Origin of the sequence: Streptosporangium nondiastaticum, from assembly GCF_003011965.1 — a bacterium.
Taxonomy (GTDB): Bacteria; Actinomycetota; Actinomycetes; order Streptomycetales; family Streptomycetaceae; genus Streptomyces; species Streptomyces nondiastaticus.
Map to the genome: position 1 here is coordinate 24,293 of NZ_PXWG01000028.1, position 21,598 is coordinate 45,890.

The following is a 21,598-nucleotide window of genomic DNA, read 5'->3' on the forward strand; positions in this document are numbered from 1 at the left end:
GAGGGGGCCGGAAGCGGTGGTGCGTCGTGCGCAGCGGTCAACACGGTCAACGACGGCGGGCGGACAAGGTCAGCCCTTGGTGCCGCCCGCGGTCAGGCCGGCCACCAGGTGCCGCTGGGCGACGAAGAACACCACGGCCGCGGGAACGGTGATCAGCACGGCGGCGGCCGTCATCAGGCCCCACTCGGCCTTCTGCTGGCCGACGAACGTCTGCAGGCCGACCGCGAGCGTGTAGTGCTCCTCGGAGCTCATGAACTGGCTGGCGAAGGCGACCTCGCCCCAGGCGGTGATGAACGAGTAGAAGCCGGTCACGGCCAGGCCCGGCCGCGCGAGCGGCACGACGAGCCGCCAGAACGTGCCGAAGGGGCTCAGCCCGTCCACCCGCCCCGCCTCGTCGATCTCGGCGGGGATGGTGTCGAAGTACCCCTTGAGCATCCAGGCGCAGAACGGCACCGACACCGAGCAGTACGTCACGATCAGCCCGGCGTAGGAGTCCAGGAGTTCCAGCTCACCGAGAATGTTGTACAGCGGCACGATGAGCACCGCCATCGGGAACATCTGCACGACCAGGAAGGTCCACATCAGCGGCCGGTGGCCGGGGAAGCGCATCCGCGAGACGGCGTAGCCGGCCGTCGCCGAGATGAGCACGCCGAGCACGGTCGTGCCCAGCGCCACGACCACCGAGTTCCCGAACCACGTCAGGAACTTCGTCTCGCCCAGGATGTGGGTGTAGTTCGAGAGGTCGAGGCCGGTCCACCGCGTGGGCTCCTGCCAGCCGTCCCGGCCGCGCAGCGACACGTAGACGATGAACAGGACGGGGAAGACGGCCACCACGCTCGCGGCGACCAGCGCCGTGTGCAGCGCGGCCGACGCCGTGCGCGAACGCTGCTCGCGCGGGCGGGGCTTGCGGGGCCGTACGTTCTGGGCGGCGCTCATCGCACGGCCACCCCCTCCTTCTCGTTGCGCGCCAGCATGCGGCGGTAGAACACGGCGAAGACCAGCAGCAGCGAGAGGATGAGGATGCCGTACGTGGCCGAGCCCGCGTAGTCGCGGATCCCCTGGAACGCCAGCCGGTAGGCGTACGTCACCAGGATCTCGCTCTCGGAGCCCGCGCCCTGCCCGATCAGCAGGTAGATCACCTGGAACATGTTGAACGTCCAGATCACGCCGAGCAGGATCACCGTCCCGCTCACCGTGCGCAGGCCCGGCAGCGTCACGTGCACGAAGCGCTGCCAGGGCGTCGCGCCGTCCATCTCGGCGGCCTCGTGCAGCTCCCTCGGGATCGACTGCAGCCCGCCGAGGATCGCCACCATCATGAACGGCACGCCCAGCCACACGTTGACCGCGACCGCCGACACCTTCTGCAGCGTCGCGTCGCCCAGCCAGTCCACGGAGCCGAAGCCGAGCTTCGTGAGGAAGGCGTTGAGCACGCCGTACTTCTCGTTGAACATCAGCCGCCACGAGAAGGTGGCGACGAAGGCCGGCACCGCCCACGGCAGGATCAGCAGCACCCGGTACAGCGCCCGGAAGCGCATCGGCCGGTTCAGCAGGAGCGCGAGCCCGAGCCCGATCGTGTAGTGCAGGAACACGCACGACGCGGTCCACACGACCGTCCAGCCGAGGCGCGAGTAGAAGTGCCCCTCCTGCCCGGACAGCACCTTCCAGTAGTTGTCCAGGCCGACGGACTGGTACGTCGCCTCGATGTGGTTGACACCGATCGTGCGGGCGACGTTCGCCTCGTTGGCGTCGGTGAAGGACAGGTAGATGCCCTTGCCCAGCGGATACCCCACGAGGACCGCCAGGACGATGACGACGGGCAGCACCATCGCCCACGCGTACCAGTGGGTGCTGAAGGAGCGCCTGACCGTGGTGACGACTGTGGCCATCAGGCCCTACTCCTCGATGCCGTAGTCCTTGAGGAGCGCGGACTGCCAGGCCTTGGCCGTGGCGTCCAGCCCGTCCTTCGGGTCCTCCTTGAGCGTGAGGATCTGGGTGTAGTGCTTCAGCCAGTCGGTGAACAGATCGCCGCCCTGCGGGATCGCGGGCCGCGCGTGGGCCTTCGACAGCGCCTGGTAGTACGCGCTGCGGACCGGGTCGGCCAGCACCTCCTTGGTGTAGGCGGACTTGCGCGTCGGCAGCACGCCGACGCCCGTCGAGGCCTGCTCCTGCTGCGCGGCGCCGGTCATGAAGCGCGTGAAGAGGTAGGAGGCGTCGAAGTTCTTCGAGCCCGCGTAGACCACCAGGTTGTGGCCGCCGACCGGCGCGCCCGCGGTGCCCGTGGAACCCGCCGGGATCGCCGCGATGCCCAGGTTGTCCTTGGACTTGTACGCGTCGCCGCCGAAGATCTCCTTGGTCGCCCAGGGGCCGTCGATCAGCATCGACAGCTTGCCGTTCTTGAAGTCCGTCTTGAGGGCGTTGTAGCCGTCGGTGCCGGCCGGCTTGGGCGCGGCGCCGGACTTCACGAGGTCGACGGCCGTCTCGATGCCCTTGCGGGACGCGGCCGAGGAGATGGTGATCTTCTTCTTGGCGACGTCGACCATGTCGCTGTTCTCGCCGTAGAGGAAGGGCAGCGAGTAGTAGCTGTCCGGGCTGAGGCCGATGCCCTCGGCGCCCGTCTTGTCCTTGATCTTCGCGGCGGCGTCCTTGACCTCCTGCCAGGTGGCCGGGGGCTTCTCGATGCCGGCCTTGGCGAACAGCTCCTTGTTGTAGAGCAGTCCGAGGGTGTCGGTGACCTGCGGGACGCCGTACGTCTTGCCCTGGTAGGCCGCGTTCTTCAGCGGGCCCTCCAGGAAGTCCTCGGGCGCCTCCAGGGCCGGGGTGCCGGTGAGGTCCTTGAGGTAGCCGAGCTGGGCGAAGCCGGGCGTCCAGCCGACGTCGGAACGGAGCACGTCCGGGGCGCCCTTGCCGGTCGCCGCGGCGGTCTTGAACTTCTGCTGGGCCTGGTCGAAGGGCACGTTGACGTACTCGACCTTGATCTTCGGGTACTTCTGCTCGAAGGCCGACACCAGCTTCTTGAACGCGGGCGCCTCGTTGGTGGCGTCCGAGGTGTCCCACCAGGTGACGGTGCCGCTGACGCTGCCCGGGTCGCTCGCCGCCTTGGCGCCGTCGTTACCGCCTCCGCCGTCACCGCCGCACGCGGTCGCGGTGAGCGCGAGCACACCGACGACGGCAGCGACCGATATGCCTCTTCGCATATGGATCTCCTCGTGAAGCTCGTGAAGGAGGCCGACCGTCGCGGGCGGCCCCGAGCTGTGGAGGAAGGTAACAGGCTGCAATCTCTTGCGAAAGGGTTTGCAAGAACGAAACGGCGAGATTTCTCGGTGGTAACCGTCTCGTGTCCAGGGGGTTGACCGGCTCTTACGGGCCTCGTACGGTCTCGTGCGCGGCAGGTTCCGGATGGCTTGCGAACGGCTTGCGCAAGAACCTTCATTGCCTTCATTGCTGCCGGGCCGCTCCACGCATCCCCCACCTCCAGGAGCTCGGCATGCCCTCAACGCCCCGAAGTGCGCCCGGAAGAGCCCTTGCCGCGGCATTCGTCCTCGCCGCCTCAGCGGCGGCCTCCGCCCCGCCCGCCGCGGCCGCCGCGCCCGGCGGCAAGGACGTCACCGCCGTCCTCTTCGAGTGGAAGTACGACGCGGTCGCGAAGGAGTGCAAGGACGTGCTCGGGCCGTCGGGTTACGGTCACGTCCAGGTCTCCCCGCCGCAGGAGCACGTCCAGGGCCCGCAGTGGTGGACCTCGTATCAGCCGGTCAGCTACGCGATAGCGGGCCGGCTGGGCGACCGGACCGCCTTCGCGAACATGGTCAATTCCTGCCATAGCGCGGGAGTCAAGGTCGTCGTCGACGCCGTCATCAACCACATGGCCGCCGGCTCCGGCACCGGAACCGGCGGCTCCGCGTATACGAAGTACGACTACCCCGGCACGTACCGGCGCCAGGACATGGACGACTGCACCACCGTCGTCAGCGACTACCGCGACCGCCGCAACGTCCAGGACTGCGAACTCGTCGGCCTCGCCGACCTCGACACCGGCGAGGAACCCGTCCGCGCCCGCATCGCCGGATACCTGAACGACCTGCTCTCGCTCGGCGCCGACGGCTTCCGCATCGACGCCGCCAAGCACATCCCCGCGGCCGACCTCGCCGCGATCAAGTCGCGGCTCAGCCGCAGCGGCGTGTACTGGAAGCAGGAGACCATCTACGGCGCCGGAGAAGCCGTCCAGCCCGAGGAGTACCTCGGCACCGGCGACGCCCAGGAGTTCCGCTACGCGCGCGACCTCAAGCGGGTGTTCCAGCGCGAGCGGCTCGCCTACCTGAAGAACTACGGCGAGGGCTGGGGCTACCTGCCCGGCGGCCAGGCCTCCGTCTTCGTCGACAACCACGACACCGAGCGCGGCGGCGACACCCTCACCTACAAGGACGGCGCCGACTACACCCTCGCCAGCGTCTTCATGCTCGCCTGGCCCTACGGCTCGCCCGACATCCACTCCGGCTACGAGTTCACCGACCGCGACGCCGGGCCGCCCAACGGGGGCGCGGTCAACGCCTGCTGGCAGGACGGCTGGAAGTGCCAGCACAAGTGGCCGGAGATCCGCAGCATGGTCGCCTTCCGCAATGCGGTGCGGGGCACGGCGGTGAGCGGCTGGTGGGACAACGGGTACCAGGCGATCGCCTTCGGGCGCGGCGACAAGGGCTATGTCGTCGTCAACCACGAGGCCTTCGCGCTGACACGCACCTTCGAGACGGGGCTGCCGGGCGGCGACTACTGCGACGTGCAGAGCGGACGACGGGTGACCGTGGACGCGAACGGCCGCTTCACGGCGACGGTGGCGCCGAACACGGCACTGGCGGTGCACGTGGGTGCGCGTACGTGCGGTTGATTTTCCCCTGACCCCTCCCATCTCAGCCCGTCCGGCGTTTGAGGACGAGCGCGTTCAGCGCGATACGGGGGTCCGGGGCGGAGCCCCGGTTGCGGGAAGGGGCGGGTAGGGGAAAGGCCCATCTTTGACCCCAGCTGAAGGAGAGCCCCTTCGTGAAACGACTAGCCACGCTCGCGGCGGCCATAGGCCTCGCCCTCCCCCTCGCCGGGACCGGCGTCGCCCACGCCGAACCCCCGCCCCCCACAGGGGCAAGGGCCCAGTGGATCGACCGCACGACCGTCGCCTGGCCGAAGGGCCTGGGCGACCCCACCCACCCCCACCGCCTCCTCCACGACGGCGGCAGCTTCACCCTCACGCCGACCCCCGGCGGCCTCACCCCCGCCCAACGGGCGAAGTACCCCCACCTCGCCGGATACGACGCCTACCGCGTCACCGCGACCCCGGACCAGGAGCGAACCGCCCTCAGAGGCGCCGTCACGGCCGCCGCCGGCGACGTGACCACGGGCGTGCAAACCCCCGGCGTCCTCGACGACCTGTACGCGACCGCCGCCGCGAAGGCGACCCTCGGCCCGTCCTTCCGCAACGGCCGCCCCACTCTCGCCCTCTGGGCCCCCACGGCCCGGAACGTGGCCCTGGAACTCGACGGCCGCACCGTCCCCATGCGCCGGGACGACGCGAGCGGCGTCTGGAGCGCCACCGGCACCCGGGGCTGGTCCGGCAAGCCCTACCGCTACGCGGTCACCGTCTACGCCCCGGCCGCCGGCGGAGTGGTCACGAACCTCGTCACGGACCCGTACTCCACGGCCCTGACGGCCGACTCCGCCCGCAGCCTGGTCACGGACCTCGCCGATCCGGCCCTGGCCCCGCCCGGCTGGCGCGGCCTGCGCAAGCCGAAGGCCGTGCCGCTGCGCGACGCGCAGATCCAGGAACTGCACATACGCGACTTCTCCAGCGGAGGCGGAAGCCAGGGCGGCTACCTCGCCTTCACCGACCGCACGTCCCCCGGCATGCGCCACCTGACCGCCCTCGCCGCCGCCGGCACCTCCTACGTCCACCTCCTCCCCGCCTTCGACTTCGCCACCGTCCCCGAGCGCCGCGCGGACCAGGCCACGCCGCCGTGCGACCTGGCCGCCCTCCCCGCCGACTCGGACCGCCAGCAGGAGTGCGTCCGCGGCACCGCCGCGCGCGACGCGTACAACTGGGGCTACGACCCGCTGCACTACACCGTGCCGGAGGGCTCGTACGCCTCGGACCCGGACGGCCCCGGCCGCACCCGCGAGTTCCGGCGGATGGTGCAGGGCCTGGCCGGCGCCGGCCTGCGCACGGTCATGGACGTCGTCTACAACCACACCGCCGCGGCCGGGCAGGACGACAGGTCCGTCCTCGACCGGATCGTGCCCGGCTACTACCAGCGCCTCATGGACGACGGCAGCGTCGCGACGTCGACGTGCTGTGCGGGCACCGCGCCCGAGCACGCCATGATGGGCAAGCTCGTCGTGGACTCAGTGGTGACGTGGGCGAAGGAGTACAAGGTCGACGGCTTCCGCTTCGACCTCATGGGCCACCACCCCAAGGCGAACATCCTGGCCGTCCGCAAGGCCCTCGACGCGCTCACCCCGGACAAGGACGGCGTCGACGGCAAGTCCGTGATCCTCTACGGCGAGGGCTGGGACTTCGGCGAGGCCGCGAACGACTCCCGCTTCGTCCAGGCCACGCAGAAGAACATGGCCGGCACCGGCATCGCCACCTTCTCGGACCGCGCCCGCGACGCCGTCCGCGGCGGCGGCCCCTTCGACGCCGACCCCCGCATGCAGGGCTTCGCCTCTGGGCTCCTCACCGACCCCAACGCCGCCTCGCAGGGCACCCCGGCCGAGCAGCGCGCCCGGCTCCTGCACGACCAGGACCTCCTGAAGGTCGGCCTGACGGGCAACCTCGCCGGCTACCGCTTCACCGACTCCGCGGGCCGCAGCGTCCGCGGCGACGGCGTCGACTACAACGGCCGGCCCGCCGGTTACGCCGCCGCCCCCGGCGACGCCCTCGCCTACGCCGACGCGCACGACAACGAGACGCTCTACGACGCCCTCGCCTTCAAGCTCCCGCAGACCACGTCGCCCGCAAACCGGGCCCGCATGCAGGTCCTCGCCATGGCCACGGCCGCCCTGTCCCAGGGCCCGGCGCTCTCCCAGGCCGGCACGGACCGGCTGCGCTCGAAGTCGCTGGACCGCAACTCGTACGACAGCGGCGACTGGTTCAACGCGATCCACTGGGACTGCGCCGACGGCAACGGCTTCGGCCGCGGCCTGCCTCCGGCCCGCGACAACGAGGCCAAGTGGCCCTACGCCCGGCCGCTCCTCGCGGACCCGGCCCTGAAGGCCGGCTGCGGGCCCGTCGAGGCGGCCTCCGCCGCCTACCGCGACCTGCTGCGCATCCGTACGACGGAGAAGGCGTTCGGCCTCGCGACCGCCGAGGCCGTCCAGGCGACGCTGTCGTTCCCGCTCTCCGGGCCGGAGGAGACGCCCGGCGCCGTCACCATGCGCCTCGGTGACCTGGTCGTCGTCTTCAACGCGACCCCGCAGCCGCAGGACCAGCGCATCGCCGCCCTCGCCGGCACGCCCTACGCCCTGCACCCGGTGCAGGCGTCCGGCGCGGACCCTGCCGTCAAGGCCGCGGCCTACGCGCCCGCGACGGGCACGTTCACCGTCCCCGCCCGGACCGTCGCCGTCTTCAAGGCCGGCTAGGGCGCCGGCCGGGGCGTCAGGTCGGCTGGGGGACCGCCGCGCCGAGCCGGTCCACGAGGTCCGTGAACGGCCCGTGGGCCGGCTCGTCCTCCAGGAGGCGGCGCAGCACGGCCGCCATGTCGTCGTCACCGGCCGCGCCGACGGCGGCGAGTGCCGCGAAGGCGTGGACCAGCTGCACCTCCAGGTCGCCGCGGGGGACGCGGCGGCCGTCGAGCCAGAGCAGCGCCGTCGTCTCCGTGAGGGAGATCCAGGAGCGGAGGGCGAGCTCAAGGCGCGGGCCGGGGGCGGGGATGCCCAGGTGGGCGAGCATCTCGTCGTACGCGGCCCGCCGCACCTTGTTGATCAGGGCGCACGTGCGGCCGGAGCCCGCCACGGGGCCGCCGCGCATGAGGGCGGAGAAGCCCGTGCCGTGCTCCTCCACGAAGTCGAAGAAGCGGCCCATGACGCGCAGCAGGCGGGCGCCGAGGGGGCCCTCGCGGGGCTCGTCGAAGAGGGCCGCGAGCTGCTGTGCGGCGCGGCTGAGCGCGGCCTCGTAGAGGCTCTGCTTGCCGGGGAAGTAGTGATAGACGAGCGGCCGGGAGATCCCGGCCGCGGCTGCTATCTCGTCGATGGAGACGTCGTCCGGCGAACGGTGCCCGAACAGCTCGAGCGCGACCGAGATCAGCTGCTCACGGCGCTGCTCGACACCCATCCTGCGACGTATCCCGGTCTTCATGGCGGTCATCTTAGGGCAGACCGGAAACCGTCATCCTCCCCTGTTTTCCGGCCTGCTGACACTATTTCAGCTCTTGGAGCGGCGCTACCGCAGAGTGGAAATCCGGGTGCCGTCGGCGAGGCGGGCGCTGAGCTCGGCCTGGGCCCCCGCCCTGGCCGGGACGGCCAGCCGGTCGCCGGCGGCGGTGCCGTGGACGCCGCCCGTGGCCGTGATGGACCGGACGTCGCCGCCGCCGGCCGCCAGGGCGTACCACGTGCCGCTCGCCGCCTTCCACAGGACGCCCGCGAGGACGTGCGGGTCGCGGGCCCCGCAGGCGGGCGAGGACTCGGCGCGGGCGACGACGGTGGCCGGGGCCCCGGGCCGCGTGCCGGGCGGCTGGAACAGGGCCAGGGCCCGGCTGCCCGCGCCCCGCCACGTCTCGGCGCGGGCGCACGTCCACTCCGCGCTGCCGGCCCCGCCGGGCAGCTGCTGGGACGCGAACGGCCAGGCGTTGACCGACCGCACGCCCTGGCCCCGCATGGTCTGCAGGTGGCAGGCGGCGTGGGCCCAGCCGGCCCGGGCCCGGTCGCCGCTCACGTCGTGGCCGGTGGCGGGGGAGCCCGTGGTGAGGAGGGCGGGGGCCAGCTCGCCGAGGTCGGTGACGAGGTGGCCGCCCATCTGCAGGGCGGGCCAGCCGTTGCAGTCGTTGCCGGGGGCCGGGCTGGGCGTCGGGTCGGTCACGCCGTCCTTGTCGCGGTGCAGCGGGATCGGGGCGTCACCGGGCTTGAGGAGGTCGCGCACGGAGACGTCGTCCACCCAAGGGGCGGTCAGATAGCGGACGTTGTTGTCGGCGCGGCCCACGACGAGGGCCGTCGCGGTGCCGGCGTCCGCGGCATCGGCCCGGGCGAAGTCCAGGGCCGCCGCGGCGGTGTCGCCGTCCTTCGACTCGGCGTAGCGCACGACGCGCAGACCGTCGTGGAGCAGCACCACCGCGGCCTGCCCGACCTCGCCCGCGAACAGCAGCTGGGGCGGGCCGGCGGCCGGTCCGGAGGGGGTGCCGGGGGTGGCCGTGACCTGGACCGAGCGGCCGGGGCGCGCCCACACGGCGAGCGCGCGGTGCAGCAGCTCCTCGTCGCCGAGGCGGTTGCCGCGGGCGGGCCACGCGGCGAAGCCGGGGCGGTCGGCGGTCTTCCAGGCGCCGGGCGCCGCCTTCGTCAGCTTGGCCGGGTCGAGGGCCTGCTGCGCCGCGGCGTTCTGCGCGTAGGGCGGGGCGGCGGCGCCGTCAGGGCCCCAGCCGTCGCCGGGCAGGGCGACGAGGATCCCGCACACCGCGGCCGCCGCGGCGGCCGCCAGCGCGGCCCGGGTGTGGTGCCGGCGGCGCATCAGGTCCGTGGGCCGGGCCTGCAGGGAACAGGGGTCGAACTCCATGGACTCCAGCAGCGAGCCGTCCCGGCTGCCCGCCGGGGTGCGCAGCCCGTCCGCTTCGAGCACCGCCGCCCCCGGGTCCTCGACGCCCGCCGCGGCCAGCACCTGCCGGACGTCGCGGTCCGCGGGCACCTCCAGGGCGCGCAGCACGTACGCCGCGCGGCCGGGGCCGGACAGGGCGGCCAGCGCCTGGTCCAGGGCGAGCTCGTCGGCACCGCCCGAGCGGGGGAACAGCCGCAGTCCCCACACCTGCGGCAGCAGTGGCGGCAGCTGGCCCGGACGCGGCAACTGCCAGCGCCCGCGCGGCCGGCCGGCCTCCAGCGCCGACCGCAGCACCCGCAGCCGCACGTAGGCGTAGCCGGGGTCGACGGGGGAGCCGCCGGGCCCGCGCGGCGCCGGCACCGGGAGCCCGGCCTGCTCGTCCGCCGCGACGCGGTTGCGGGGCAGGGCCCGCTGGACGAGGGCGTGCGCGGTCAGCACGCGGCGGTTGCGGCCCAGCGACGGCGGCAGGACGAGATACCCGAGGCGCACCAGGCGCGGGTAGTGCTCGATGAGCGCGGCCTCGGCCTGCTCGACGTCGACGGGGCCGGGGAGGGGGCGGGGGGCTGTCGCTTGCTGCTCCACGATCCATAGAACGAGTGAATGGTGAGATGGTCACCTCACCCCTGCGCGCCCCCCGTCCCGCCGCTCGGGGTGCGCGTCAGGCGACGCAGCGCGCCCGGATGCGGTCGACGGCGTCGTCGGGGATGCCGAGGCCGTCGCGGACGTACGCCTCCACCCCGCCGTAGGTGCGCTCCATCTCCTCCAGCGCCGCCGTGAGGTAGGCCGGGCGCACGCCGAGGATCGCGTCGGCGATCTCCGGGTCGCCGCCCGCCGCGGTGAACCGGTCGATGAGCGGGGCGAAGGCGGCTCGTACCGCCGGGTTCACCGCGAGGTACTCGGCGCGGACCGTTTCCTCGTCCGCGCCCAGGAGCAGCAGGATCACGGCGGCCGCCCAGCCCGTGCGGTCCTTGCCGGCCGTGCAGTGGAACAGCAGCGGGCCGCAGTCCGGCTCGGCGAGCGCCGACAGCAGGCGGCCGTAGGCGGAACAAGCCGATTCCGAGGTGACGAAGGAGCGGTACGAGTCGCAGAGCAGCTTCTCGGCCTTGCCGCCGCCCAGGTGCTCCTCGGCGACGGCGGGGCTGCCCAGCACGGAGTCGAGCCTGGCGGGCACGTCGTCGCCCGAGGCGGCGGCGCGGGCCGCCGCGCTGTCGGCCATCACGTCCGCGACGATCAGCCGGGCGCCGTCCGGGACCTGGTCGGGCCGCTCGTCCCGTTCGTGCTCGGTACGCAGGTCGACGACCGTGTGGATGCCGAGGGCGGCGACCGCCGGGTCGGCGGCGGGGTCGAGCCGGTCGAGCTGGCCCGAGCGCAGCAGCAGGCCGGGGCGGACGGCGGAGTCGCCGGTCAGCGCGATGCCTCCGAGGTCACGGAGGTTGATGATGGTCGAGGCGTCGAACTGCGGCATGCGGGCGTCTCCTGTGTCTGTAGCGCACAGCGTGTCTGATATCGATCAGATATTTGCCGTTTATCTACCGTTATTGTGCCCAACAGAGCCGAAGCCCGCGCCCGCGGGGCCCCGCACCAGGGGAGGCCAGGCCTTTCGGCCGCTCGCCCGGCGAAAACTCCCGCCGCGACGGCGCGCAACCACGACGGTGGAATCCGGCGGTGCCGGACCGGCCTACCCTCGTACCGACCAGTCGGCAAACTGAGCCAGCCCCCGCGCCCCGGTACCGTCGTTCCCCGCGGTCAGGAACAGGCCCACGTCCTGGGACGCGGCCGCCCCCGGCACCCTCGCCGTGGCGACCGGCAGCCACGTCGTGCCGTCCGTTGCGTACTCCGCGGTGAACACGTCGGGCCCCGTGCGCGTCAGCCGCAGGGAGACCGGGGCATGGACGCCGGCCACCTGCCGGTAGGCGTCGAACAGGCCGTCGCCGTTCGCGTCGTACGACAGGACGACGCCCTGCCCGGGCGTCAGCGCGAGGTTCACCGCCCCCGCCGACCCCCGCGTGCCGAGCGCGTTCCGCGCGATGACGCCCGCGCGGGCCCAGCCATTGGTGTCGGTCTGGCTGAGGACCCGCACGACGGCGGCCGCGCCGGCGCCCAGCGCCCCCGCCCGGTACACCGCGCCGAACTCCTCGGTCCGCTTCCACAGGTCGTCGCCGGAGCCGTCGATCGCGAAGCGGTCCTCACCCAACTGCCCGAAGACGGCGGCGTTGTTGGTGACCGTCCGCCAGCCGTCCGCCAGCGGCCCGGCCAGGAACAGCGTTCCCGCGCGCACGGCCCGCACCGGCTCCTCGCCCTGCGGCCCGTAGCGCGCGCTCACCTCGTACGGCAGCGGCACCAGCGGCCGTTGCAGGGGCCCCGCGGGGGCGGTGACGCGCCAGCGGGCCGCCAGCGTGGCGCCGGGCTCCAGCCGCGGCACCGACAAGGGGCCCTCCGCTTCGGCGGGCAGGCCCGAGACGGCGAGGTCGGCGCGGCCCGTGGCGCGGAAGCCGTTGACGTTCGTGAGCGAGGCGGAGAGTGCCGCCGTGCCGCCGGGCGCGACGGCCACCGGGTCGAGCGCGGACGTGAGCGCCCCCTGGTAGGGCGCGGCGGCCAGCGTGTCCCGCACGCGCACCGCCGTGCGGTACGGATCGCCCACCGGTCGCACGGGGTGCTCGGTGCGCTCGCGCGTCCAGAACTCCTCTATCGCGAACCAGTCCACGGACCGCGGCGCCCGCCCGGCCCGCAGCGCGTCCTCCAGCTCCTCCAGCCGGCGCCGCCAGCGCGGCAGGTAGAAGTCGCCGACGAGGCCGTGCCAGTCGCGGCTCCCGTAGTCGTGCAGCTTGCCGCCGTCGGACGTGCTCCGCCCGCCCCACACGGTGATGAGCACGCGCGCGGTGCGCTCCAGCTCGGCGGCCTCGTCGGCGTCGGAGCCCATCGCCCGGGCCGCCGCGGTCCAGGGGCCGAGCATGAAGGCCTTGTGCGTGCCCGCGACGTCGTCGGCGAGCCGCATCAGCTTCAGCCACAGCGCGGACAGCGCGCGGAAGGCGGCGCGGTCCTTGCGCGCGTACGCCTCCTTGAGCTGGGGGAGGAGCTGCCGGCTGCGGTGGGCGAGGGCCTGCCGGGCCACGTCGACCAGGTCGTAGCGGTACGTGTCCGCGCCGCGCAGGCCCGCCGCGACGCCGAGCAGCCCGCCGAGGGCGGCGTCGAAGCGCACGGGGTCGTAGGCGGGCGCGCTCGGCGCGTACTCGGCGGCGCGGTCCGCCCCGAGGTCCGGGCGGGCGGCGAAGAGGCTGTCGTGCGGGTCGCTGCGCTCGGGGGCGTTCTGCCGGTACGCGGTGTCCCCCAGCACGGTCCACGCCTCCCGCGCCGCCCGGTCCGCACGGCCGTAGCGGAAGGCCGCGTAGGCGCCGAACCACTGCGCGCGGTCGGGCGCGCCCTCCAGCCACGCGAGCTCGGAGAAGTACTCGAAGGCGGCGGGGTCGCGGTCGGCCCCCTCCGGCATGTACGCCGTGCCGGCCAGGGCGCTGCCCGGCTTGTCGCGCCACGCGAAGAACCGCTCGTCCCACACGTGCGTCTTGGCGCCGAGCGTGGTGCGCCCGCCGTAGTTGGGGATGCTGCCGAACGCGTACGGGGTGCCGCCCCACTCCTTCTCGCGGTCGGGGACGCGCGAGAAGCGGTCGGAGACGCCGTCGACGATCAGCATCCGGCCGCGGTCGACGGCGCCGAGCAGCTCGGGCAGCGGATTGTCCTCCCAACCGAGGATCACCCACGTCGCGTCCGGATGCGCCGTGCGCAGGGCCTGCTCGACGGCCCGGGCGGCGGCCGCGACGGGCACGTCGCCCGCGGTGCCGCCCTCGTGCAGCAGGTCCATCTTGAAGTGCCGCGCGGTGCCGAGGAGGGCGGCCTGGTGCCCGTAGAAGGAGGCGGCGACGCGGGCGAACGCGCCGGAGCGCGGGTCCAGCCAGTCCGGGCGCCGGAAGCCGTGCCAGGTGCCCTGCGGGACGACGCGCGCGTCGGCGTTCCGCGCGGCGAAGCCCTCCGGCACGGAGCCGTAGTAGCCGGGGAGCACGGGCGCCATGCCCAGCTCGCGCAGCCGCGCCGTGATCCGGGCGCCGAGGGCGGCGCGGGAGTCGATCAGCTTCTGACCGGGCGGGCCGCCGTAGCCGCTGAGGTTCTGCAGGAGCCACCACGGCTGGTGGGAGGGGGCGGGCAGCCAGCCGCGGGCCTCGGCGTCGCCGTAGCCGAAGTCGCGGAGGACGCGCTGGTAGACCGCCTCGTGCCCGCTTATGACGAGGACCTCGTTGCAGCCGTGCAGGGCCAGGATGTCGATCATCCGCTCCCAGTAGGCCCAGTCGGCGTACGGGAAGGTGTAGCCGTCGTTGGTGTCGTTGAGGGCGAAGCGGTGCCGGAGCCTGGAGGATCGTTTCAGCGGGCGGGCCGGGGCGGGCAGACTGCGCGGCAGGTCCACGTGGCGCGCGCCCCAGGTGATGTGCGCCCCGCACGTGTACCTGAGGTACCAGTGCACCCCCGTCAGCAGCACCGCCGGGCTCGTGCCGGCGACCTCGATCCGCCCCGTGCGGCCGGTCACCTCGAACCGGTCCTCGCCCCCGGCGGCCGCGAGCGCGGTCAGCCGGAACTGCTCCGCGTGCCCCTTGCCCAGGAGCCGCACGAGGGCCGCTGCGGCGGGGGCGGTGTCGAAGGGCGGGCGGGCCGCGGCCCGGGCGGGCGGCGCGTGGGCGGCGAGGGCGGCTCCGGCTCCGAGCGCACCGGCGGTTCCCAGCAGCAGGCGTCTCGACGGCCTTGGCTGATCGGTCGGCTGAGCGGTCGGCTGACGGGTCGGCAGATCGGTCATGGCGCTCTCCACTGTGCTCAATGCGACAACGGACGCGTGCGCGGCGCACGTTAACCGGCGTCACCAGAGGGAGCAACGGGGCGCGCTCGGGGTTCAGCCGCGCTCGGCGGGCGGGACGGCCGGTCAGCCCTGGTGACGGTCGGCCGGTCGGCCCTGGCCGGCCCTGTTGGGGAGCGGGTCAGCCTCGGCCCGGAGCCGGTCAGCCCCGGTCGAGATACGCCAGCACCGCGAGGACACGGCGGTTGTCGTCGTCGGACGGCGGCAGCCCGAGCTTCCCGAAGATGTTCGACGTGTGCTTCGCCACCGCCCGCTCGGTCACGTGCAGCTGCGCGGCGATCGCCGCGTTCGACCGGCCCTGCGCCATCAGCTCGATCACCTCGCGCTCGCGCGGCGTCAGCCTGCCCATCGGCCGGTCCTGCGACCGGCGCGACAGCAGCTGCGAGATGACCTGCGGATCCATCGCCGTGCCGCCCGCCGCGACCCTGCGGACCGCGTCCACGAACTGGTCGGCGTCGAAGACCCGGTCCTTCAGCAGATAGCCGACGCCACCGCTGCCGTCCGCGAGCAGCTCCCGCGCGTACAGCTGCTCCACGTGCTGGGACAGCACCAGCACCGGCAGGCCCGGCGTCTCCCGCCGCGCGGCGAGCGCGCACTGCAGGCCCTCGTCGGTGAACGACGGCGGCAGCCGTACGTCCACCACCGCCACGTCCGGCCGCAGCTCGGCGAGGGCCCGGGACAGCTCGGGGCCGCTCTCCACCGCCGCCGCGATCTCGAAGTCGTACGCCTCCAGCAGCCGGACCAGGCCGTCCCTCAGCAGGAACAGGTCTTCGGCGAGCACAACGCGCAACGGGCACTCCAGCGTCTGCGGTTCAGGTGGGGACAGCCCTCATCGTCCCCCATCGCCCCTCATCGTCGCCGACGCGAACGTCAGCGCACAGTGCAGGGGATCTCCATCGTGATCATGGTGGGACCGCCCACGGGGCTGCTCACGGCCAGGACGCCGTCCAGCGTGCCGATGCGCCGCTCGATGCCCGCGAGCCCGGAGCCCGCCGGCCGCCCCGCCCCGCCGCGGCCGTCCGCCGTCGCGGCCGCCCCGCCGCGGCCGTCGTCCGTCACGGCGATCCGCAGCATGCCGTCCGCGTGGTGCACGTCGAGCCACACCTGCCGGGCCCCCGAGTGCTTGGCGGCATTGGTGAGCACCTCGCTCACCGCGAAGTACGCCGCCGTCTCGACCGGCTCCTCCGCCCGGCCCGCCAGCTCGACGTCCACCTCGACGGGCAGCGGCATCCGCAGCGCCAGGGCCCGCAGGGCGTCGCCCAGGCCGCGCTCGGCGAGCACCGGCGGATGGATGCCCCGTACCAGGTCGCGCAGCTCGGTCAGGGCCTCGGCGGAGTCGGCGCGGGCCGCGGCGACGAGCTTCTTGGCCCGGGCCGGATCCTTCTCGATCAACGCCTCGATCGTGCCCAGGCTCATGCCCATGGCGACCAGGCGGGCCTGCGCCCCGTCGTGCAGGTCGCGCTCGATGCGGCGCAGCTCGGCCGCGGAGCCGTCCACCGCGTCGTGCCGGGACTCGGTCAGCCGGTCCACGCGCCGGGCCAGCTCCAGCTCCCGGGCCGTGGCCGGGCCCGGCGCGAGCAGCTGCTTCGCCAGCAGGAAGTCCGTGCGCAGCAGCGGCCGGGCCACGAAGGCGCCCACGACGCCCCAGACCACGCCGAGCGCGGCCGCCAGGTTCGCGGTGGACTGGTCGGTGATGTGGACGAAGGTGAACCACAGGCCTCCGCCCGCCCGGTCGATCGGCTCCCAGACGCCGAGGGCCAGCACGATCCCCCACGGAAGGTAGAGCACGAGGGCCGGTGCGAGCAGCGCCAGCACCGTGCCGGCCGTCGCGTCCACCAGCAGCCACAGCAGGTCGCGCCAGGTGGCGGGGTCCTTGAGCAGGGCCGCGCACTGCTCCACCTGGCCCGCGAGGCCGGGGCGCCGGGCGGGCAGCGGACGGTACGGCTCGGGGATCTCCACGCCCGTCCACGCCTTCGCCTGGCGGCGGCGCAGCGAGGCGTGGGCCCGGAGGGCCCCCACGGCCACGGGGGTGGTGAACAGGCCGATCCCCAGCAGCGTGAACGCGACCGAGAGCACGGTCAGCACGAACAGCAGGATCGACGTCGCCATGCCGAAGATCGCCAGCCATAGGCCGCGCGCTGCCGTCAGCAGTGCGTTGCTGATCTTCTTCATCCGGTGTTCCCCCTGGTGCTGTGCTCCCGGGCCCGCCTCTCGGGCCCGGGAACCAGTGTGGACGACCTCGGCATGATCGTCACGGGGGGTGCCGCCCCGGCCATGGTGTACCTAGCCCCACCCTCTGACCTCGGCGTTTGCTCTCGCCGCAGGGATTCGGCGGCGGCGAACAGATCAGTAGCCGGCCGGCGGCGCGTACTTGTAGCCGACCCGGCGGACGGTCACGATCGACGCGCGGTGCTCGGCGCCCATCTTGCGGCGCAGCCGGGCCACGTGGACGTCCACGGTCCGGCCGTCGCCCACGTGACCGTAGCCCCACACGGTCGTCACCAACTGGTCGCGCGTGTGCACCCGGTGGGGGTGCGCGACCAGGTGGGCCAGCAGCTCGAACTCCAGGTACGTGAGGTCGAGCGGGCGCCCGGCCACGCTGGCCGTGCGCTGCTCCGGGTCGATGCTCACCAGCGCGTCCCCGTGGGTGGCGGCGGGCGCGGACTCGGGGGCCTGCTGCTCCGCCGGGACGAGCACCAGATAGCCGATCATCGGCGGCTGGCCGGGCAGCGACGGCACGGTGTGCTGGGGCGCCGGCATCCAGGTGGCCGCGCCGGAGTGCAGCAGCTCGGCGACCGGCGGCACCTCGTCCGGCGAGACGGCCCGGAGGCGGTGGCGGTGCACGGTATGCGAGGGGTGGGCGGCGTGCGGGGGATGCGCCGTGGCGTGCGGGGCGGGGGAGGCGGCCGTGGCGGTGGCGGTGGCCGCGGCGGACGGGGCGGGCACGGTGAGGGTACGGAGGTTCGTCATGGAGAGCTCAGCTCTTTCGCGCGAGAGACCGTCGAGGGGACGTGCGTGTGCGCGGGGCCGTTGGCCGGGACCGGGGACCGGCGGCTGACTTCGACGTGGGGGTCAGCGGGAGGAGAGGGCCTGCGCGGAAGTCGCGCGGCAACACACTCGGTCGAAGTCGTCGTGCTGACGGGAAGGCCAGAAGGGCTCGAGGTCGAAGCGACCCGTCGCGGTGTTCTGGAAGCTGGCCATGCCCCTATTGAAGCATGACCTGCGACGGGACAGCAGACTGCGGGTGCGGGCGGATACGGAACCTTGGCGTGACGCCCGCCACCCGTGCGGGGCCCGGAAAATGCGGAGTAATTAACTCCGGAAATCGGAGGCGGGCGGGCGGCCCGGCCCGGCCCCCGGTGGCCTCCCCGGCCGCGCCGGGCCCGCACGCGATCATCCGGCGCGATCAGGTCTACGCCTCAGACCTACGCCTCAGACCTACGCCTCACGCCTACGCCTCACGCCTGCCCCTCATGACTGCCCCTGCGCCCCGGCCTCCGCCGCCGGCTCAGGAGCAGAGCCGGAGCCGGGCTCCTCCTCCGCCGGAAACCGGACCCGCTCCCACGCGTACCCGTCCGCCCAGCCCTCCTCGCCCCGCGCCCACGCCGCGAACACGGCCGTCACCTCGGCGGCGCTCTCCATCCGCACCCCGAAGTGCCGCTCGGCCGTGCCCTCGCGGTACTCCACCTCGTACGGCCCGTCGGCCTCGTGCCAGGTCTGTATGTAGTGGTCGCCCTCGCCCTCGTCCCCGGCGTCCTCCGGCCGCTCCGCGCGCTCGGCGATCGCGAACCGGTCGCCCTCCCCGCCCAGCCGGGCGATGATCTCCGCCAGCTCCCCGGCGCTGACGGGCGAACGGACCTCGCCGGACTCGGTGTTGACGGTGATGGGCAGCGTCGATGACACCATGGATCCCCCTCGCTGGTGGGCCGTCCCCCGGTCGGCGACCCGCGTAGGAAGAATCCTGGCACCCCCCACTGACAACCGCTCGCCCGGGCCCGTACGCGACGGTCAGGACGTGGCGGTCAGGACGTGGCGGTGAACGGTCAGTACGTGACGGTGATCCGCCGCGCCGGACCGTCCACCCGCACCACACCCCCGTACGGGATCACCAGCTGCGGATCCGTGTGCCCGAGATCCACGTCGAACACCGCGGGCATCTCCGGCGCGTACGCGTCCAGCGCGCGCTCCACCGCCTCCCGCTGCGCCCGCCGGTACGCCACCGCGTCCTCCCGGCCCAGCGGCCGCTGGAAGGACCACGACTTCGCCCGCCCCATCAGCAGCGCGGAGAACTGCCGCAACAGCCCCCGCTCGCCCATGCAGCGCAGGACGCGGAAGACCTCCTCGGCCGGCGGCAGCTCCTCCGAGGTCTCCAGGAACAGCACGCAGCCCGCGTACGCCTCCGGCGGCCCGATCTCCCGGTCGGCCATCAGCAGCCACGACAGCACTTCGAGGTTGCCGCCCCACGCGGCGCCCTCCACCGCGGCGCGGCCGGGACGGCGCCACGACCAGTCGTCGCAGGGCGCGAGCACGGGCTCGCTCGCGAAGGTCGCCGGGTCGTCCCAGGGCCGGTCGACGTCGTTGGAGGCGCCCGGCGCGGTCAGTTCGTACGGACCGGAGGAGAACAGCGCGGCCCGCAGCGACTCCGCCGTCCGCGGGTGCAGCGCACCGGGCCGGCCCAGCTCCACCATCACGCTCGCGCCGTGGAATCCGGTGATTCCCGCGTTCCACAGCCAGGCCAGCAGGGCGGTGTTGTCGCTGTAGCCGAAGAACGGCTTGGGATGCGCCCGGACCAGTTCCCGGTCGAGGTGCGGCAGCACCGTGATCTGGTCGTCGCCGCCGATGCTGGCGAACACCGCCTTGATGTCCGGATCGGCGAATGCCGCGTGCAGATCGGCGGCCCGCTCGGCGGGGCTCGCCCCCATTTTCCGCGTCGCCGGGTATTCCACCGGAACCAGCCCGAATTCCGACTCCAGCCGCCGCAGCCCGAGTTCGTACGGACGGGGGAAGAGGCCCGGCAGCCCCGACGACGGCGAGATGACCGCTACGCGGTCGCCGGGCCGGGGCTTGGGCGGATACCGGCGGGGCGCGGGCGGCGGTTCGGGTGCGTCCATGCGCCACACCCTAGGCCGGTCCGCGCCGGCCGGCTCAGGAATTCCCGGCGACGACCGGGTAGTGGTCGCTGAGGTTGGTGTACGTGTAGTCCTTGCCCCAGCTGGAGACCGTCCACGGCGCGGACGTCTCCTTGACGACCGTGTTCTTCCAGGACGCCGGGCGGGCGTGGCCGTTGCGGTGCAGGACGTAGTCGAGGTCCTCGCGCCCGTCCGTCGGATAGCGGTAGGCCGCGATCGAGTTCTCCTTCGTGTCGAAGGAGTACGGGTGCCCGTTGCGCTCCGTCGCCGGCGCGAGACCGGCATTCGCGAGCATGGCGGCGTATTCGCTGCCGTGCGCGTCCACATTCAGGTCACCGGCGACCATGACCTGCTCGTTCGCGGGAATGTTCTTCGCGTCCAGGAAAGCGCCGATCTGGCGGAACTGCTTCGCGCGGTCGGCCGCGGCCTCGCCCGCCGCGCAGCCGCTGTCGGTCGACTGCGCGTGCGTGCCCACCACGTGCACCTTCGCGCCGTTCACGTTCAGCACGACGTAGGCGAATCCCTTGTTGGACCACCAGTCCGCACCGCACGCGTCGTTGAATATCACCTGTTCCTTGCGGACGACCGGCCACTTGCTGAGGACCGTCACCCCGCCGTCCTCCGGAGTGGTGGAGGAGTAGTTCCCGCTCGTGGCGTCCCAGCCGTCCTTGCCGCGGCCGACGACCGGCGTCTGGTAGGGGTACGCGCCGGCCGCATTCGCCTTCAGCGCGTCCGAGGCGCCGTTGTCGAACGCCTCCTGCAGGACGACGACGTCGTTTCCCCGGAAGAATCCGGCGGCGGGTATCTCCCGGGCGCGGTGGTCCTGCCCCCAGTTGGGGTACAGGTTCTTGCTCATGAGGAAGGTGTTGTACGTGAGCACCTTCAATTCCGGAACATCGGCGCTCGTGGCGGCTTGGGCGGCCGTTTGCGGCACCGCAGCGGCGAACGCGACGGCGGCGAGCGTGATCGTGAGCGCGGGCTTCAGGGTCGGCATTGCCACATCAAATCAGCCACTGTTACTTCCCGACATCCTTACGGTGATCAATTCCCCTACGCGGGGAGTCGACTTCGTGTCGCGACCGCGCATGAGTCGTTGAGTGCGTTGGAAGAGTGGAAGAGATGCGGTGACCGACCACCGTGAGGAGTTCTCATGCCCCCGCCCCTGCGCCAGGGTCTCGTGCTCGATTTCGGCGGTGTCCTGACCACCCCGATCGCCGACTGCACCCGGGCGTTCTGCCTGCGCGAGGGCCTCGCGCCCGACGCGTTCCTCAAGGTCATCTCCACGGACCCGGAAGGGCGCGAGATCTACGCGCAGCTGGAGCTCGGCCGGATCGCCCAGTCGGAGTGGAACGAACGCACCGCCGCCCTGCTCGGCGTCGCCCCCGAGAACCTGATCGGCCGGGTCCTCGCCGGCCTCCGCCCCGAGCCGCTGATGCTCGCGGCGGGGCAGGCGGCCCGCCGCGCGGGCGTGAAGGTGGGCATCCTGTCCAACAGCCTCGGCTCCGGCCCCTACGACCCCTACCGCGGCTACGGCTTCGACACCCTGTACGACGCGGTGGTGCTGTCGGGCGACCACGGCGTCCGCAAGCCGGAGCCCGCGATCTACCCGCTCATCCTGAAGAAGCTGAACCTGCCCGCCGAGGCCTGTGTCTTCGTGGACGACTCGGCCCGCAATCTGCCGCCCGCCCAGGACCTCGGCATGACCACCGTCCTGGACGCCGAACCGGCGGAGACGGTGAAGAAGCTGGAAGAGCTGTTCGGGCTGCCGCTGAGGTGAACGGTTCTCCGGAAAGGAAC

16 protein-coding genes are annotated in these 21,598 nt (G+C 73.1%); 3 read left to right on the forward strand and 13 right to left on the reverse strand.

The features are described from left to right. Positions 1 to 69 precede the first annotated feature (69 nt). Genes B7P34_RS13705 through B7P34_RS13715 form a run of 3 tightly spaced genes read right to left on the reverse strand, consistent with a single transcriptional unit; the run spans position 70 to position 3,194 of the window. Positions 70 to 936 carry a sugar ABC transporter permease gene (locus tag B7P34_RS13705; protein WP_106676276.1) on the reverse strand — a complete coding sequence of 289 codons (867 nt, stop codon included), beginning with the start codon at positions 934 to 936 and terminating at the stop codon, positions 70 to 72. Beyond that, a complete protein-coding gene (locus tag B7P34_RS13710; protein ID WP_106676278.1) occupies positions 933 to 1,886 on the reverse strand; it encodes a carbohydrate ABC transporter permease in 954 nt (317 codons plus the stop codon). Before B7P34_RS13710 ends, B7P34_RS13705 begins: the two co-directional genes overlap by 4 nt. 6 nt (positions 1,887 to 1,892) lie before the next feature. Continuing rightward, complete coding sequence (locus B7P34_RS13715; protein WP_106676279.1) at positions 1,893 to 3,194, reverse strand: extracellular solute-binding protein; 1,302 nt, start codon at positions 3,192 to 3,194, stop codon at positions 1,893 to 1,895. 290 nt (positions 3,195 to 3,484) lie between these two features. Between B7P34_RS13715 and B7P34_RS13720 the strand changes: the two genes are divergently transcribed. Both B7P34_RS13720 and pulA read left to right on the forward strand, forming a co-directional pair. Next, entirely contained in the window at positions 3,485 to 4,879 is a 1,395-nt protein-coding gene (locus B7P34_RS13720) for an alpha-amylase (RefSeq protein WP_106676281.1), read from the forward strand. A 152-nt stretch (positions 4,880 to 5,031) separates the two neighbouring features. Continuing rightward, positions 5,032 to 7,617, forward strand: a complete 2,586-nt coding sequence (pulA, locus tag B7P34_RS13725) for a pullulanase-type alpha-1,6-glucosidase (RefSeq protein ID WP_223267826.1) — start codon at positions 5,032 to 5,034, stop codon at positions 7,615 to 7,617. A gap of 16 nt (positions 7,618 to 7,633) precedes the next feature. On the opposite strand, the gene B7P34_RS13730 is transcribed toward pulA, so the two are convergent. From B7P34_RS13730 to sph, 10 genes are all read right to left on the reverse strand, one after another. Beyond that, positions 7,634 to 8,332, reverse strand: a complete 699-nt coding sequence (locus B7P34_RS13730) for a TetR/AcrR family transcriptional regulator (RefSeq protein ID WP_106676340.1) — start codon at positions 8,330 to 8,332, stop codon at positions 7,634 to 7,636. An 84-nt stretch (positions 8,333 to 8,416) separates the two neighbouring features. Beyond that, positions 8,417 to 10,360 carry a hypothetical protein gene (locus B7P34_RS13735; protein ID WP_106676285.1) on the reverse strand — a complete coding sequence of 648 codons (1,944 nt, stop codon included), beginning with the start codon at positions 10,358 to 10,360 and terminating at the stop codon, positions 8,417 to 8,419. Positions 10,361 to 10,436: 76 nt separating this feature from the next. Next, positions 10,437 to 11,243, reverse strand: coding sequence for a tyrosine-protein phosphatase (locus B7P34_RS13740; RefSeq protein WP_106676287.1), 807 nt, complete (start codon positions 11,241 to 11,243; stop codon positions 10,437 to 10,439). A 213-nt stretch (positions 11,244 to 11,456) separates the two neighbouring features. Next, positions 11,457 to 14,615: an alpha-N-acetylglucosaminidase gene (locus B7P34_RS13745; RefSeq protein WP_106676289.1), complete on the reverse strand. Its 3,159-nt coding sequence runs from the start codon at positions 14,613 to 14,615 to the stop codon at positions 11,457 to 11,459. Between the two features lie 199 nt (positions 14,616 to 14,814). Next, the gene (locus B7P34_RS13750) at positions 14,815 to 15,462 is read right to left on the reverse strand and encodes a LuxR C-terminal-related transcriptional regulator (RefSeq protein ID WP_106676291.1); all 648 of its coding nucleotides are present in this window, start codon (positions 15,460 to 15,462) and stop codon (positions 14,815 to 14,817) included. 80 nt (positions 15,463 to 15,542) lie between these two features. Continuing rightward, positions 15,543 to 16,844 (reverse strand): sensor histidine kinase, encoded by a 1,302-nt coding sequence (locus B7P34_RS13755; RefSeq protein WP_106676293.1) that lies wholly within the window; start codon positions 16,842 to 16,844, stop codon positions 15,543 to 15,545. A 174-nt stretch (positions 16,845 to 17,018) separates the two neighbouring features. Further along, positions 17,019 to 17,642, reverse strand: a complete 624-nt coding sequence (locus tag B7P34_RS13760) for a winged helix-turn-helix domain-containing protein (RefSeq protein ID WP_106676294.1) — start codon at positions 17,640 to 17,642, stop codon at positions 17,019 to 17,021. Between the two features lie 501 nt (positions 17,643 to 18,143). After that, positions 18,144 to 18,578, reverse strand: coding sequence for a hypothetical protein (locus B7P34_RS13765; protein WP_106676296.1), 435 nt, complete (start codon positions 18,576 to 18,578; stop codon positions 18,144 to 18,146). Positions 18,579 to 18,715: 137 nt separating this feature from the next. After that, a complete protein-coding gene (locus B7P34_RS13770; protein ID WP_106676342.1) occupies positions 18,716 to 19,783 on the reverse strand; it encodes a S66 family peptidase in 1,068 nt (355 codons plus the stop codon). Between the two features lie 34 nt (positions 19,784 to 19,817). Further along, positions 19,818 to 20,795 carry a sphingomyelin phosphodiesterase gene (gene sph, locus B7P34_RS13775; protein ID WP_106676298.1) on the reverse strand — a complete coding sequence of 326 codons (978 nt, stop codon included), beginning with the start codon at positions 20,793 to 20,795 and terminating at the stop codon, positions 19,818 to 19,820. Positions 20,796 to 20,951: 156 nt separating this feature from the next. Between sph and B7P34_RS13780 the strand changes: the two genes are divergently transcribed. Then, entirely contained in the window at positions 20,952 to 21,578 is a 627-nt protein-coding gene (locus tag B7P34_RS13780) for an HAD-IA family hydrolase (RefSeq protein WP_106676300.1), read from the forward strand. The last annotated feature ends 20 nt before the right edge of the window (positions 21,579 to 21,598 follow it).

Coding starts and splice junctions, on each gene's coding strand:
- B7P34_RS13705 (WP_106676276.1), bottom strand. CDS start 936: ATGAGCGCCGCCCAGAACGTACGGCCCCGCAAGCCCCGCCCGCGCGAG.
- B7P34_RS13710 (WP_106676278.1), bottom strand. CDS start 1,886: ATGGCCACAGTCGTCACCACGGTCAGGCGCTCCTTCAGCACCCACTGG.
- B7P34_RS13715 (WP_106676279.1), bottom strand. CDS start 3,194: ATGCGAAGAGGCATATCGGTCGCTGCCGTCGTCGGTGTGCTCGCGCTC.
- B7P34_RS13720 (WP_106676281.1), top strand. CDS start 3,485: ATGCCCTCAACGCCCCGAAGTGCGCCCGGAAGAGCCCTTGCCGCGGCA.
- B7P34_RS13730 (WP_106676340.1), bottom strand. CDS start 8,332: ATGAAGACCGGGATACGTCGCAGGATGGGTGTCGAGCAGCGCCGTGAG.
- B7P34_RS13740 (WP_106676287.1), bottom strand. CDS start 11,243: ATGCCGCAGTTCGACGCCTCGACCATCATCAACCTCCGTGACCTCGGA.
- B7P34_RS13745 (WP_106676289.1), bottom strand. CDS start 14,615: ATGACCGATCTGCCGACCCGTCAGCCGACCGCTCAGCCGACCGATCAG.
- B7P34_RS13755 (WP_106676293.1), bottom strand. CDS start 16,844: ATGAAGAAGATCAGCAACGCACTGCTGACGGCAGCGCGCGGCCTATGG.
- B7P34_RS13760 (WP_106676294.1), bottom strand. CDS start 17,642: ATGACGAACCTCCGTACCCTCACCGTGCCCGCCCCGTCCGCCGCGGCC.
- B7P34_RS13765 (WP_106676296.1), bottom strand. CDS start 18,578: ATGGTGTCATCGACGCTGCCCATCACCGTCAACACCGAGTCCGGCGAG.
- B7P34_RS13770 (WP_106676342.1), bottom strand. CDS start 19,783: ATGGACGCACCCGAACCGCCGCCCGCGCCCCGCCGGTATCCGCCCAAG.
- sph (WP_106676298.1), bottom strand. CDS start 20,795: ATGCCGACCCTGAAGCCCGCGCTCACGATCACGCTCGCCGCCGTCGCG.
- B7P34_RS13780 (WP_106676300.1), top strand. CDS start 20,952: ATGCCCCCGCCCCTGCGCCAGGGTCTCGTGCTCGATTTCGGCGGTGTC.